This window comes from Paenibacillus sp. JT22N12, from assembly GCF_056269365.1.
Map to the genome: position 1 here is coordinate 376483 of NZ_JBWDNU010000002.1, position 14278 is coordinate 390760.

Here is a 14278-nt window from a genome sequence, read left to right on the forward strand (position 1 = left end):
ATGCTGAAGAATCCCCGCATCAAATGATCCCGGGCAGCCGATATATGAATTAGACAGGATCATAAAGAGAAGAGGCAGTGCAAAATGACCATGACAAACAATCAGACAGCCGTCCCTCACTATTTGAAGCAATTCTCGTGCATCGGCAGCAGCTGCGAGGATACCTGCTGCGCCTGGTGGGGCATCAGCATCGACAAGCAGAGCTATAACCGCTACCAGACGGTAACCCACAGCGGGATGAGAAATAAGCTGAACGCCCATTTGACCGTCAAAAAAAATGGCAGTGCCCAGGATTACGCGGAAATGCAGCTGAACCCCGAAACCGGGAACTGCTCCATGCTGGATGGGGGATTATGCTCCATTCAAGCGACATTGGGGGAAGAGTATCTGTCGCAAACCTGCCGGACGTATCCGCGGGTCGTGAATCAGGCGGGGGCTGCGACGGAGATGTCTCTGCAGCTCTCCTGCCCGGAAGCGGCCAGAGTCATTTTGCTGGATCGCCAGGCGCTGGATTTTGAAGAAGCGTCACCGGGAGATCCGGGCATACTTGCATTCAGGCATGTAACCAGCAGCGGTCATGACGAGAAGAAGCGTGATTATTATTTGCCGCAGATTCGCGGGATGATGATGGAAATTATGCGCTACAGGCAGTTCAGCCTGCCGCATCGTCTGATCCTGCTCGGTGTGTTCTGCGATAATGTCAATCTCATGATGGAGGAGAAGAAATTCAGAGATATTCCCGCTTTCCTGCTGGAATTCCGGCATGAGGCTGCCCACAACGAAGAACTGCTTGATTATAACGTTTTTCCGGTCGATCCCGCTTTTCAGCTGCAGTACCTGAACAACTATTTGATGGGGGTTCTGGAGGATACGCTATGGAATACCCGGTATCGGGAATGTATGAATGATTATACGAGGGGGATGAAGGCCACAGACGCATCGTTGGAATCGATCCTGGATGTATACACGGAATCATATGAACAGTACACCGCCCCTTTTCTCGACAGCAATCCGCAAATATTGGAGAACTATATATTGAACGCCATCTACAGCCGCGTACTGGGCGAGACGTCGCAGGGCATTCCGGTTTTTGACTGCTACAGGATGCTGATTCTTGATTTTGCCATGATTAAGCTGCATCTTATCGGTATGGCCGCTTATCACAAAGAGCTTTCCAGGGAGCTGGCGGTCAAGCTGATCCAGTCCTATACCAAAAATTACGAACATGCTTCCTTGTTTCATAAGAAGATACTGGATGATTTGAGAAAGAAAGACTATGATAGTCTGGGATATATGTGTCTGTTTATCAAAAATTGAGCCCATTCCCCGCTGAATATGTCATATGAGGGAATCCATTTCTTAATGCCAAAGCCTCATATGAAATGGATTCGAGGGCCAAACAAATTTTGGGAGTTAGTATGATTGTCCATCACGGACAGGCTTTTCGCAGTGCTATAGTGAAAATAACAAAGAGCTTGATCAGGACTCTCTCTTTGTTATTTCATCCTCATGCTTCGACAATATTCATAGGGGAGGGACAAGTTATGAAGATCAAAATGTTGGCAGCGGCCTTCATTATGATGATATCGCTCGTATGGCATCCGGGGTTTTCGACGACAACGGCAGAAGGTGCTGAATCAGCTCGGATTCCTTATCTGATCGAGCTTTCCCGGTTCGGGATTTATAATAACGGGACACATCCGGTAGAGACGACGAAGGGAATCAATGCCGCATTGCAATGGGCCCACCAGAACAATATTCAAGCTGCTTCGCTGCCTTCGGGAAAATACCTGATCGACAAGAACAGCCGGATCAATATGGTAGGGAACATGCGCTTCGAGCTGCCAAACGATGCAGTTCTCCAGAAAGAGACAAACGGACGCGAAGCCTACGAGATCATGTATATCGGCTATGGGGCCGATAATGTAACGCTCAAGGGCGGAACCTACCGCGGTGACAAAGATACTCATGATTTTACGAAAAAAGACAGTCCGCATACCTCAGGGACACATGAGAGCGGATACGGCATTCAGACCCAAGGAGCCATTAACCTGACCATCGACGGCATCAAAGCGATTAATCTTACGGGCGACGGTCTGGCTCTGGGAGGGAAAAATACGCTGGTCAAGGACCTGTATGAAGGAAATTTCGTCTCAGGAGGCATCGACGGCCTCGGCCGTCCAGTCGCGGATGCGAAAAAAATCAGAACGAAGGCGCAGCTTGATTTCTCCAATCCGATTTTCAAGACAGAGCGTCAGTTCGAACTTGCCAATCCGGTTAATTTGCCGAATGTTGTCGATTTAGTTTTCTACAATGCAGCCGGCGGTTTTATCAAAAAGCTGCCAAATGTGAAAATGCGGGATCTGATTGATATTCCGGCGAAGGCCAGTTCATTTCATCTGGTCTATGCCAAAGCGGGCACCAAAGGCGCTTATATGGAGTTTTGGAACCGCGCCTTGACCCGCAATGCGCTCGTCACCAACTCGGAATTCGCCTTTAACCGGCGCCAGGGCATTACTGTCGGCGGCGCGGACAATGTGACCATCAGCAAAAATATCCTTCATGATATCAAAGGCGTCGCACCGCAGTCCGGCATCGATGTGGAAGGCGGCTTCGGCGAGAACGGCAACCGGAACAGCAATATTAATATTAAAAACAATCGATTTTATAATAATGCCGCATATGACGTTATTCTCTATGATGGCCGTGATGCGGTGGTGGAGGGCAATGAACTGGGATCCAAGGGAGCGATAGGTCTTGCGGTATCAGAGCCGTTCACGGGAGCGCGGGTGATCAACAATCATTTTGACGGCTCGCGTATATCCGCCACCAACGATGCCGCGTTCATCGGCAATCAAATGAACGATTCCTACACGTATTTTGAGGGTCCGAATATAACGATCGACGGGATGGTGCTGAAGGATTCCCGGTTTGCGGTAACGTCGAAGGTTCCGTTCGGGGTCAGCGTTTCGAATATTACGATGTACAACAATAAGAAAAGCGATTCGGGGTTAGCGGTCTGGGGTCAGCCAATCCGCATCACGAATATGACGATTCATGGCGAACCGACGCTGCGGGCTGTAGTAGGGGGCGCGGTTGGCAGTATTTTCGACAATTTGAAGGTGCTTGGCTTCAATTCCGAATACGGGCTCTCGCTGCCGCCGGGGACCTACAACGGTTGTATGCTTGAAGGGGCGGAAGGCGGCAAATTCGGCTCAATTCAAGCCGTGGCCGGCGGCAAGTATGTTTTTGACAAATGCACGTTTATCTCCAATTCCACAGTCAATACGAATTTTCTGGGCGAGCATCCGCAGCTGGATCTGACAATCAAAAATTCCGTATTTAAGGTTCGCGGCAACTCACAGGCGATTAATGTTCAAGCCGCGGCGAATGTCACGCTTGAGAACAATTCGATTATGGCCGACAAGCTGACGAGTACAAGTATGGAATTGATCAAGCTGAACGATTACTGGAAGCGCGGCGATCCGTTCGATATTTTGAAAGCCTCCGTTGTTGGCAATCGGGTTGTTTCTAATATTGCGGCAGTAGGCATTTCCACCGTCAATGCAGGCGTTGGCGCTCCGGCCTATACGATCAAGAACAACAGTCTGCACGCCGCCATCCTGTCGCTCAAGAGCAACGATAAGGCATCCGGCAACACCAAGTCATGACCGCAGGCATCGGCTGCCGCTGAGTAAGCGGATCAGGACCCGGTTCGAGGACCGCCAGTCAATGTCAATACGGTGATTTCCGGCCGGCACCAGAAGCGGACGGGATAGGTGGAGACGCCTATCCCCCGATTGGTGTAAAGCGTTAATTTTTTCTCATCCCCGAGTACATACAACCCATCCGGATATTTGCGCGCAAGCTCAGGTGTGAAAATGGCGCCGAAGTGGGGCAGACGCACTTGTCCGCCGTGGCTGTGTCCTGACAGCTGAAGATCGACATTGTATTTTAACGCCTCATCCGCCATATCCGGTTCATGGGCAAGCAAAATGGTGAACGGCTCTTTGCCGTTTGGCGGCAGAGCCGCATCAAAATCGTGGCTGCCCCGCAGGACATCGTCAATTCCCGCAATCCGCAAAGGCTGCCCTTCGTGCCCGATCGGCTCCCAGCTGTTGTTCATCACCCGAAAACCGCCGTTCTCCAGAATCGAGGTGACAGCCTCCGCGCCTGCCGTATAATCATGGTTTCCAAGCACGGCCCATTTGCCAAGAGGCGCCTTCAGCTGGCCCAGCAGACGGGAGCATTCCTCTTTGCTTGATCCCACCGAATTATCGTAGAGATCGCCTGTGAAGCAGAGCAGATCAGGCTGAAGCTCCCGGAGCTTTGCAACGAGACCCTCCATCCGGTCCAGACCGTAATGAAAATCCAGATGGACATCGCTGAAATGCACAATCCGCAAGCCTTCGTATGAGCCAGGCAGATTGCGAAAGGCCAGTTTTTTGTTTACAATCCGAATCAGCCGCGGCTCCATGTACCGCGTATAGCTAAAACCTGCAATCGGGGCTGCGAGCAAGGCGCCGAATAATAATCCGCTTTTTTTGAGAAAGGTACGCCGTGTTATATATCGTTCTGTTTTCATATGAACTCCTACTATTATCTGTTTTACTGACATTATAGCAAATATAGCCTGAGAAGCCTTGATATGTTCGTTATAAAGAACTACAATGATTGTATTGCAAACGGCGAGGTGATGCAAATTACAAGCAGGCGCATGCTTGCGGTCCAGCCGCCTCGACATTAACAAAGATGAGGGAGATTCCTATGATTGGAGACCGGATAAAAAGTCTGCGGGTAAAAAAAGGCTACTCTATAACAGAGCTTGCCGACCTTGCAGGTGTTTCCAAATCTTATTTGAGTTATATCGAACGAAATGTGCATAATAATCCTTCGCTTCAGATGCTGGCCAAAATTGCCGCTCCTCTGGATACCAGCATTGAATTCCTGCTGGAGGACCGCGACCAGCCGGGGCTTCAAATGGATGATATTCTGGATGAAGAATGGAAAACAATCATCCGCAAGGCTGTCAACGAGGGCATGAGCAGGACGGATATGAACGAAACCAAGGATCTTATCGTGCTTAAGAAATGGAAAGAACATAATGTGGATGCCTGTCTCCATATTAACAGGTATAACAAAACATCCACTTTTATTGTGCTGCATATTAATTATGGTTAATTAGTCGCATTGCTGTATTGACATGTTCTATATAAAGAACTAATATGGAGTCATATTGTTCTTTATAAAAAACAAAAGCAAAGAGCGGGTGACCTGATGGAAGCGGAAAGGCTCGGAAACGGGAGCGCTAGAAGAACACCGGGAAGAGAGATTAATCTGAAGGCTTTGTTTGTCGTCATTCGAAAGCGCCTGTGGATTGCTGCCGTATCGACGGTATTATTTTCGATACTGGGTTATGCCTACCATTCCATTCCTGAAACGCCTCTATACAGCGCCGCATCGAGGATTATTATCGGGGCAGATAGCCCGGAAACGATGAGCACCCTGAAAGTTATGATAAGAGAACCGATCGTATTGGATGCAGTCATCGAGGATCTTGGCATTAACCGCTCTCCCGGGGCGTTAAGGCAGCAGATTGGCGTCACCGCGGTGGAGGGATCTTCAATTACAATCATTTCCGTCGCAGATGCGGATCCTGCGCTTGCAGCCGCTCTTGCCAATTCTGTCGTTCGTGAATTCACACGGCTTGCTGGTGAAACGCTGAATTTTACTTCGATAAAAGTATTGACGGATGCACAGTCGCTTGCCAATCCTGTGCCGATCAATCCCAAGAGCAACCGGATTCTGTATGCCGGCTTCCTGGCTGGTCTGGCAATTGGAATCGGCCTGATCTTCCTGCGGGATTCATTGGACGACTCCTTGAAGTCCGGACAGGAAATCGAAGAAGTGCTGGGCCTGCAGGTGCTTGGGCAGGTCTCGAGAATGAAGGTGCGGAAGCTGCCTGGCAAGCAAAAGCAGAAGAAAAGTTTAGCGCTGCGGGGTGAAACGATTGGATCATAAACGAAATAAACCGGGAAAACATGCCGTAAGCGCCTGCCTGATCAGCTATCTTCATCCTCATTCCGCTTCTGCGGAGCAGTATAAGGCAATACGCAATAATATCCGTTATGCCTCCAGAGGAAAAACGGTCAACTCCGTTATTGTCACATCGCCTTTGTCAGGAGAGGGCAAAACAACCGCTGCCGTTAACTTGGCGGTATGCATGGCACAGCAGGGAGAACGCGTGCTGCTGGTGGATACGAATATCCGGAAGCCTGTCCTGCAGCATGTCTTTAATCTTGAGACGGCAGCTGGACTCACAAATGTGCTGGCCGGGCAGGTGGATCCGGAACAGGCGATCCACCATACGGAGATCGACAAGCTGGATCTGCTTCCAAGCGGTCCCCTGATGTATCAGTCAATCGAGTTGCTGGACTCCAAACGGATGGCTTTGGTTCTGGAGTATGCGAAGGACCATTACGACAAGGTGATTTTCGACAGCGCTCCGGTTCTTGGCCACCATGATACAAATGCGCTGGCTGCCAGATGCGACGGAGTCATTCTCTTGTTCACAAGCGGCAAAACCAGGCAGGACAGAGCGCTGGAAGCCAAACGTTCGCTGGAGTTTGCCGGAGCGACGATCATCGGCGCCGTGTTGAACAGAAGCTGAAGGAGCCGCTGCTTCTTATCCATCTGTCAGTGTGAATTTACGTTCGTTATAAAGAACAACAAGCGGCAGTATAAACAAGGTTAAATCTCTTGACTGTTAGAGATTTACCTATAGGGTTTTCATTTAATGGGAAGACCCGATAGGTAAGCCCTCTAAACAATGGGAATAACAATCAGCGGCTGAGACTTGTCGGCTGTACTAATCGCATGGAAAGGGTGAACCTGACTTTGACCTATCGACAACGGCTATTTTTCTTGATTTTCATGGATTCCTTTATTGTACTGACAGCCATTTTCTTCAGCCGCTTTCTGGTTAGCGCCACATTAAACGTATTTACGGTTCCAATCATCAGCAGCTCCATTGTGCTGCTTCTGAGCCATCATGGATTCGCCTTTCTCTACAAGCTGTATAAGAAGGCCTGGGAGTATGCCAGCTTCGGGGAGCTGCTCAATATTGCCAAAGCGATTACCTTGTCGATTGTGACCGCAGCCTGCATCCAGCAGCTCCTCTATTATGATGTCTATTTCCGGCTGCTTGGGGTGACCTGGATGCTGCATATTCTGCTGATCGGCAGCTCACGCCTATGCTGGCGGCTGCTGCGGGATACCTATATCGGACAGCAGGGGGACCGCAAACGCACGCTTATCATAGGAGCGGGGTCCGCTGGAACGATGGTGGCCAGGCAGCTGCTCGGCAGCATGGACAAGGAGCTGATGCCTGTGGCGTTTATCGACGACAACGCGAAGAAGCATCATCTGGATATCCTCGGCCTTCCCGTCATTGGCGGCATTGCGGCTATTGAAGAGAAGACCCGGGAGCTGGCCATTGACCATATTGTCATCGCGATACCTTCATTGAATAAAAATCAGCTCAAACGGATTATCCGCGAATGCGCCAAGACAACGGCCAAGACGCAAATCATTCCCATGCTGGAGGATCTGGCGACCGGCAAGGTTTCCGTCAGTCAATTCCGGGACGTGCAGGTGGAGGACCTGCTCGGAAGGGAGCCGGTGGAGCTTGACATAGACAGCATCTCGGAATATGTCACCAACCGGGTGGTGCTGGTGACCGGTGCCGGAGGCTCCATCGGTTCGGAAGTATGCAGGCAAATCTCCCGCTTCCACCCGGACAAGCTGATTCTCCTTGGTCATGGGGAGAACAGTATCTATACGATTGAAATGGAACTGAAGGAAATGTTCGGGAAGACAGATATTGAATTCATCACGGAAATTGCAGATCTGCAGGATGCGGACAAAATGATGTCGGTCATGAATGCCCATCATCCTCATGTGGTATACCATGCCGCTGCGCATAAGCACGTTCCCTTGATGGAGCGCAATCCGGAGGAAGCCCTTAAGAATAATATCATCGGCACCTTGAATGTCGCCAAGGCGGCAAATCATTATCGTGTCGGCACATTCGTCATGATTTCTTCGGACAAAGCGGTTAACCCGACGAGTGTCATGGGCGCGACCAAGCGGATTGCGGAGATGGTCATTCAGCATATGGCCCGGTACAGCACCACCCGTTTTGTGGCCGTCCGCTTCGGGAATGTGCTGGGCAGCCGGGGCAGCGTTATCCCGCTGTTCAAGAAGCAGATTGAGCAGGGAGGGCCGGTAACAGTTACCCACCCGGATATGGTGCGTTATTTCATGACCATACCCGAAGCTTCCAGGCTGGTCATTCAGGCCGGAGCGCTTGCCAAGGGCGGGGAAATATTTGTGCTGGATATGGGCGAGCCTGTGAAAATTATGGAGCTTGCCAAAAACGTCATCCGCATGTCGGGCTACACGGTGGAGGAGATCGGCATCCGTTACACGGGAGTCAGGCCGGGAGAGAAGCTGTTCGAGGAGCTGCTATCCGCCGGAGAGGTTCATGAGAAGCAGGTCTACCCGAAAATTTATGTGGGAAAATCCTCCGAAGTAGACTTCGGCGACATTGAGAATCTGCTGGCGATTTACCATACCCATACCAAAGCGGAGCTGAGACAAATGCTGCTGGATTTCGCGAATCATAAAATCGCCGTTCCGGAGCTGCTGTCCGTATCCGGTTAACCTGAAGATTGGTAGGTGCACCCGCATGCCTTCGAAAATACTATTTGTCGCGACGCTGGATACGCATTTCAGAGCGTTTCATCTGCCGGTCATGCGGCGCTTCAAGGAGCAGGGCTGGGAAGTGCATGTCGCGGCCAAGGGCGACAGCGAGCTCCCGTTTACAGATCAGAAATTCAATCTTTCCATCGAGCGTTCACCGCTGCGCCTTTCTAATATTAAGGGCTGCAGGCAGTTGAAGCTCCTCATGGAGAGGAATGACTACCGGATTGTTCACTGCCATACGCCAATGGGCGGCGTCTTGACCCGGCTCGCTGCACGCAGCGCGAGAAGAAGCGGCACGAGTGTTCTGTATACTGCACACGGCTTTCACTTTTGCAAGGGCGCTCCGCTTCTGAACTGGCTGCTGTACTACCCGATCGAGAAGACTCTTGCCCGCCGGACGGACTGTCTTATTACCATCAACGAAGAGGATTACACCCTCGCGGCCGCAAGAAGGTTCAAAGCGAAGCGGCTGGTCCGCGTGCATGGCGTCGGTGTCAACACCCAGCGCTTCGCACCTGTCGGCTTGCAGGAGAGGAACCGGCTGCGCCAAGGCTTCCGCTACGGCAAGCATGAATTTCTGCTCTTCTACGCCGCTGAATTCAACGGCAACAAGAATCATCAGCTGCTGATCCGCGCAGTCGCCCGGATCAAGGATCAGGCCCCGACGCTGAAGCTGCTGCTTGCCGGAGATGGACCGCTGCTTGCGGAGTGCCAAAGCCTTGCTGCAGCGCTTGGCGTCCGGAGCATGATTGACTTTATCGGCTACCGCGACGATATCGACCGCCTGCTGCCCATGTGCGATGCGGCCGTTGCCTCCAGTCTGCGGGAGGGACTGCCGGTCAACATTATGGAGGCGATGTCCTGCGCCCTGCCGGTTGTGGCAACCGCGAACAGGGGACATTCGGAGCTGGTAAAGGACGGGAGAAACGGATTCATTGTTCCGTCTGATGATGCCCCGCAGTTCGCAAACCGCTTGCTTGAGCTTTATCAATCGGAGGAGCTGCGCAGGCGGATGGGTGCGATGAGCCTTCACGACGTGGCTGCATATTCCATCTCCCAGGTGGTGAAGGAGCTGGATAAGGTCTATTCAACGTACATGATGGAGGATGGAAATGAAGCCCAAAGTCAGCATAATCGTGCCTATCTATAATATGGAGAAATATTTGAGCAGATGTATGGACAGCCTGCTGCACCAGTCTTATGTGAACCTGGAGGTTATCGCCGTAAATGACGGGTCGCAGGACACAAGTCTTGCCATATTGGAGAGATATGCCAGGAAGGACGGCAGAGTCGTTGTCATCAATCAGCCGAACAGCGGCGTTTCAGCGGCACGCAATGCCGGGCTTCTGGCGGCGGAGGGCCAGTTTATCGGTTTTGTCGATCCGGATGACTGGGTGGAGCGGACCATGTTTGAGGAGCTGGTTGGAGCGGCTGTCCGGGAGCGGGCCGACATTGTCATGTGCGGCTACATCCGTGAGTTCGGTACTCATTCGCGGGTCAAAAGGTTCGATCTGCCGCATGCAGCCGTCAGCAGGGGGGAAGAGATCCAATCCAGATGGTTGCGGCGCCTTGTCGGTCCGCTGCGGGAGGAATTGGCGCAGCCGGATTATCTGGACGCCTGGGGAACCGTGTGGAACAAGCTGTACCGCTCCGCAATGCTGAAGGATAAAGCGCTGAAATTCATCGATCTCCATATTGTCGGCAGGAATGAAGATACGCTGTTTAATATTCATGCATTTTCCCATGCGGAAGCATTTGTCTTTATAAACCGTCCGCTCTATCACTATTGGCGCGTAAATTCAGACTCCATTACATCGCTTTACAATCCGCTGCTGGTTGAGAAGTTCGAGCAGCAGTACCGGCTTATGGAAGCCTTTATTGACGAGCATCGGCTGCCATCTGAATTCCGCGCGGCTCTATCCAATCGGATATGCATGAACATTGTGGGGTTGGGTCTGCATATCATCAGCGCCGGTAATCCCGCTTCCTTGCCCGGCAAAATCAGGTCCCTGCGCAGGCTGGTGGCCCGTCCGCGATTCCGCGAAGCTCTTAAGGGGCTTGAGCTTGCCTACTGCGCGGCACCATGGCGGATATTTTTTGCCTGCGCCAAGCTGAAGCTTCCGCTGAGCCTCTATATCATGCTTAAGGCAATGAATGCAATGAGAATCAGATCCAAAGGGGGGATGAGCTCTGAAACCGGTTCGAATTCTGCAGGTGGTGACCGTGATGAATCGGGGCGGACTGGAAACGATGATCATGAATTACTACAGGCAAATGGATCGCAATAGCATCCAGTTTGATTTCATGGTCCATCGCTCCGGGAAAGGCCATTACGATGATGAAATTATAGCGCTCGGCGGCAGAATCCATCATATGCCGCAGATCAGACCCGGCTCTTACCGGCTGTATTTCAAGCGGCTGGACGCTTTTTTTGCGGAGCATCCGGAGTATGCTCTGGTGCATGCCCATATTAATGAGAACAGCAGCTTCGTGCTCCGGGCAGCCAGAAAGGCAGGCGTTCCCTGCCGCATCGCCCACAGTCATCTGAGCGACCTCGGGATTGACAGGAAACTGCCGTTTCGTCTGTATGCCAGGCATTTTATGAAGGACCATCCCAATGGCTATTTTGCCTGCTCCCGCAAAGCCGGGGAGTGGCTGTTCGGAAGACGGATACAGGGACAGCTCCCCTTAATTGTGCTGCACAATGCTGTGCCCGTTCAGGATTTTGCTTTTCGGCCTGAGGTCAGACGCTCGGTGCGTGATGAGCTTGATGCGGAGGGGCGCCTGGTGATTGGCCATATCGGCCGGTTCACGCACCAGAAGAATCATGAGTATCTCATTGATGTGTTCCAGGCGGTACACCGGCTGAATCCGGAAGCGCTGCTGGTGCTTGCAGGTGAAGGCGAGCTGAAGCCGGGCATAGAACGCAAGGTGGAGAAGCTGGGATTGACCGGGCATGTCAGATTTCTGGGTGTCCGTTCGGATATTTCCAGACTGCTGCAGGGCATGGATCTGTTTCTGTTCCCTTCCCGTTTCGAGGGGCTTCCCGTCGTGCTTGTTGAAGCGCAGGCCGCCGGTCTCCGCTGCATCGTATCGGATGCGGTTACGACCGAGGCCGATGTGACGGGCAGGCTCCAATTCGTGAGCTTGCAGGAAGCGCCGGAAGTCTGGGCCAAGCGTATTCTGGAGACGACCTATGAGCACGAGGACACATCCGAGGCGCTGCGCAGGCACGGATATGACACGGGGTCCATGGCCAAGTGGCTCAGCGATTATTACATGAATCAATTAGCCGCCGCCGGCAGCCAGGGGAGGCAAGCGCATTGAACCCGATGCTGACTGTATTTACACCCACCTATAACAGAGCCTACACCCTGCATCTGTGCTATGAGAGCCTGAAGCGCCAGCGCTGCCGGGACTTTGTGTGGCTTATTATCGATGACGGCTCCGACGATGATACGCGGACGTTTGTCGAAGGCTGGGTCAGGGAAGGCATGGTGCCGATCCGCTATTATTATCAGGATAACCAGGGCATGCACGGAGCGCATAACACCGCTTATGAGAAGATCGATACCGAGCTTAACGTCTGCATTGATTCCGACGATTACATGCCGGACGATGCCGTGGAGCGGATCACCTCATTCTGGAAAGCGCATGGCAGCGGGCAGTATGCGGGAATCGTGGGATTGGATATGGCGCCGGACGGCAAATGGATCGGAACGGCGATGCCGGAAGGGCTTAAGGCTTCCACGCTTACCGATCTTTACGCGAAGCATGGCGTCAAGGGGGACAAGAAGCTGGTGTACCGCTCCGAGCTTACCCGGACCTTCCCGCCTTATCCGATCTTCCAGGGGGAGAAATATTGCCCCCTCTCCTGCAAATATATATTGATCGATCAGCAGTTTCCGCTGCTGGTGATGAATGAGCCGTTATGTGTGGTCGAATACAGACCGGACGGCTCAAGCATGAACATGATCCACCAGTACAAACGAAACCCGCGGGGCTTCAGCTTTTTCCGTAAAATCGCCATGCGGTATGCGCCATCGTTCAAGGAGCGGCTGCGGGAATGCACGCATTATGTCTCCAGCAGCCTGATAGCCAACAACCGCCGTTTTTTGCGCGAATCTCCATGCAAATGGACCACTTTGCTCGCTCTGCCACCGGGCTGTCTGCTTTATCTGTACATTCGCCGGACGAACAGGGCGGCGATGAATCAATTGGGCAGTTGAGCCGGAGGCATTGATGAATCGGGATCCCGGACGAAAGGAGGAATGGCAAATGTCGATATTATGGATGAATCTGCTGCTTGTGTTTGCTTTTGGCTGGATGGCCAGATATTTTGCCGTACCTTCTCCGTCCGGGCCTGCTATGGTCAGCCCAAACAAGCTGATGGCAGCCCTGGCTGCGTTCACGCTTATTCTGGTTGCGGGGCTGCGGATTAATATCGGCGACACCTTCTTCTATATGCACAGCTACAGGGAAACCGATTTCCGGTGGGACTATGTCGTACAGCAGAAGGATATCGGCTTTAATCTGTTTCAGATGGCGCTGAAGAACTTCTCCGCCGACCCCCAGACGCTCATATTTGCAACCGCGCTGATTACGAATGCCCTTATTGTAGTCGTCCTGTACCGTTATACGCGGCTGTTCGAGCTCGGCTTGTACCTTTACATCACATCTGGCGCCTTTCTTGTTTCCATGAACGGGATCAGGCAGTATCTGGCGGCTGCGATCGTGTTTGCGGCGTCGAAATATTTGTTCGAGGGCAGCATGTACAAATATATGATGGTGGTGCTGGCGGCATCCTTCTTTCATCAAAGCGCGCTTATTATGGTTCCGCTCTACTTTATCGTCCGCCGCAAGGCATGGACGGGCACGACCTTCGGAATGCTTCTGGTCGCCATTGCGATTGTGTTTGGATACAATGAGTTCTCGGAACTGCTGTTCTCAGCGCTCAAGGATACGCAGTACGGGGAGTACAGCACATTCTCCGAGGGCGGAGCCAATGTGCTCCGAGTTCTGATTAACGCGGTGCCGCTCGTGATCGCTTACCTGGGCAGGGAGAAGCTGCGGGAGACCTTTGCTCATGCCGACATTGTCGTAAATTTATCTCTTTTGGGTTTCATTCTGATGGTCATTTCCACGCAGAACTGGATTTTTGCCAGGATGGCCATCTATTTCACCCTCTACCAAATCATTCTGATGACATTGGTTGTCAAAGGCTTCCGGGAGAAGGATCAGAAGCTGATTTATTACGCTATCGTTGTCCTGTACCTGGTGTTCTTCTTCTATGAGAGTGTCATCACGCTGGGCCTCGACTACCAAAGCAATTATTTGAGCTGGCCGTTCTGAAGGGCTGGTGATCAGCCGGCGGAGCAGGCGGAAATAGTCTGTAGAAGCGGAAGCGTACGCCTTTGTACCCCGAATTTAACCAATAAAGGTGACAAAGCTTACCACAATCCTTAACGTGGATAGCTTTGCACCAGTGGTATCCAAAATCAAAAAATTCAGG

12 protein-coding genes are annotated in these 14278 nt (G+C 52.0%); 11 read left to right on the top strand and 1 reads right to left on the bottom strand.

Annotation, left to right across the window (positions count from 1 at the left end; all coding sequences use genetic code 11):
• Positions 1–84: 84 nt before the first annotated feature.
• Both fliB and AC0YOA_RS07360 read left to right on the top strand, forming a co-directional pair.
• A complete protein-coding gene (gene fliB / locus AC0YOA_RS07355) occupies positions 85–1317 on the top strand; it encodes a flagellin lysine-N-methylase (protein ID WP_475786047.1) in 1233 nt (410 codons plus the stop codon).
• A 227-nt stretch (positions 1318–1544) separates the two neighbouring features.
• Positions 1545–3671: a right-handed parallel beta-helix repeat-containing protein gene (locus AC0YOA_RS07360; protein ID WP_475786048.1), complete on the top strand. Its 2127-nt coding sequence runs from the start codon at positions 1545–1547 to the stop codon at positions 3669–3671.
• Between the two features lie 32 nt (positions 3672–3703).
• On the opposite strand, the gene AC0YOA_RS07365 is transcribed toward AC0YOA_RS07360, so the two are convergent.
• Positions 3704–4585 (bottom strand): metallophosphoesterase, encoded by an 882-nt coding sequence (locus tag AC0YOA_RS07365; RefSeq protein ID WP_475786049.1) that lies wholly within the window; start codon positions 4583–4585, stop codon positions 3704–3706.
• Between the two features lie 182 nt (positions 4586–4767).
• On the opposite strand from AC0YOA_RS07365, the gene AC0YOA_RS07370 reads away from it, so the two are divergent.
• The 9 genes from AC0YOA_RS07370 (at position 4768) to AC0YOA_RS07410 (ending at position 14118) form a co-directional block, all read left to right on the top strand.
• Positions 4768–5181 carry a helix-turn-helix domain-containing protein gene (locus tag AC0YOA_RS07370; RefSeq protein ID WP_210038020.1) on the top strand — a complete coding sequence of 138 codons (414 nt, stop codon included), beginning with the start codon at positions 4768–4770 and terminating at the stop codon, positions 5179–5181.
• 96 nt (positions 5182–5277) lie between these two features.
• Positions 5278–6021 carry a YveK family protein gene (locus AC0YOA_RS07375; protein ID WP_475786050.1) on the top strand — a complete coding sequence of 248 codons (744 nt, stop codon included), beginning with the start codon at positions 5278–5280 and terminating at the stop codon, positions 6019–6021.
• Positions 6011–6670, top strand: coding sequence for a CpsD/CapB family tyrosine-protein kinase (locus tag AC0YOA_RS07380; RefSeq protein WP_475786051.1), 660 nt, complete (start codon positions 6011–6013; stop codon positions 6668–6670). Before AC0YOA_RS07375 ends, AC0YOA_RS07380 begins: the two co-directional genes overlap by 11 nt.
• Before the next feature lie 227 nt (positions 6671–6897).
• Complete coding sequence (locus AC0YOA_RS07385) at positions 6898–8724, top strand: polysaccharide biosynthesis protein (RefSeq protein WP_475786052.1); 1827 nt, start codon at positions 6898–6900, stop codon at positions 8722–8724.
• 25 nt (positions 8725–8749) lie between these two features.
• Complete coding sequence (locus AC0YOA_RS07390; protein WP_475786053.1) at positions 8750–9916, top strand: glycosyltransferase family 4 protein; 1167 nt, start codon at positions 8750–8752, stop codon at positions 9914–9916.
• Complete coding sequence (locus tag AC0YOA_RS07395) at positions 9879–11054, top strand: glycosyltransferase (protein WP_475786054.1); 1176 nt, start codon at positions 9879–9881, stop codon at positions 11052–11054. Before AC0YOA_RS07390 ends, AC0YOA_RS07395 begins: the two co-directional genes overlap by 38 nt.
• On the top strand, positions 10993–12093 hold the full coding sequence (locus AC0YOA_RS07400) for a glycosyltransferase family 1 protein (protein ID WP_475786055.1): 1101 nt from the start codon (positions 10993–10995) through the stop codon (positions 12091–12093). Before AC0YOA_RS07395 ends, AC0YOA_RS07400 begins: the two co-directional genes overlap by 62 nt.
• Before the next feature lie 5 nt (positions 12094–12098).
• Complete coding sequence (locus AC0YOA_RS07405) at positions 12099–12995, top strand: glycosyltransferase family A protein (RefSeq protein WP_475786628.1); 897 nt, start codon at positions 12099–12101, stop codon at positions 12993–12995.
• A gap of 49 nt (positions 12996–13044) precedes the next feature.
• Entirely contained in the window at positions 13045–14118 is a 1074-nt protein-coding gene (locus tag AC0YOA_RS07410; RefSeq protein WP_475786056.1) for an EpsG family protein, read from the top strand.
• The last annotated feature ends 160 nt before the right edge of the window (positions 14119–14278 follow it).

What these genes read in the sequence shown, in the direction of transcription:
- AC0YOA_RS07410 (WP_475786056.1), top strand. Translation starts at nt 13,045, where the DNA reads ATGTCGATATTATGGATGAATCTGCTGCTTGTGTTTGCTTTTGGCTGG.
- AC0YOA_RS07360 (WP_475786048.1), top strand. Translation starts at nt 1,545, where the DNA reads ATGAAGATCAAAATGTTGGCAGCGGCCTTCATTATGATGATATCGCTC.
- AC0YOA_RS07400 (WP_475786055.1), top strand. Translation starts at nt 10,993, where the DNA reads ATGAATCGGGGCGGACTGGAAACGATGATCATGAATTACTACAGGCAA.
- AC0YOA_RS07365 (WP_475786049.1), bottom strand. Translation starts at nt 4,585, where the DNA reads ATGAAAACAGAACGATATATAACACGGCGTACCTTTCTCAAAAAAAGC.
- AC0YOA_RS07395 (WP_475786054.1), top strand. Translation starts at nt 9,879, where the DNA reads ATGAAGCCCAAAGTCAGCATAATCGTGCCTATCTATAATATGGAGAAA.
- AC0YOA_RS07370 (WP_210038020.1), top strand. Translation starts at nt 4,768, where the DNA reads ATGATTGGAGACCGGATAAAAAGTCTGCGGGTAAAAAAAGGCTACTCT.
- AC0YOA_RS07405 (WP_475786628.1), top strand. Translation starts at nt 12,099, where the DNA reads ATGCTGACTGTATTTACACCCACCTATAACAGAGCCTACACCCTGCAT.
- AC0YOA_RS07390 (WP_475786053.1), top strand. Translation starts at nt 8,750, where the DNA reads ATGCCTTCGAAAATACTATTTGTCGCGACGCTGGATACGCATTTCAGA.
- AC0YOA_RS07375 (WP_475786050.1), top strand. Translation starts at nt 5,278, where the DNA reads ATGGAAGCGGAAAGGCTCGGAAACGGGAGCGCTAGAAGAACACCGGGA.
- fliB (WP_475786047.1), top strand. Translation starts at nt 85, where the DNA reads ATGACCATGACAAACAATCAGACAGCCGTCCCTCACTATTTGAAGCAA.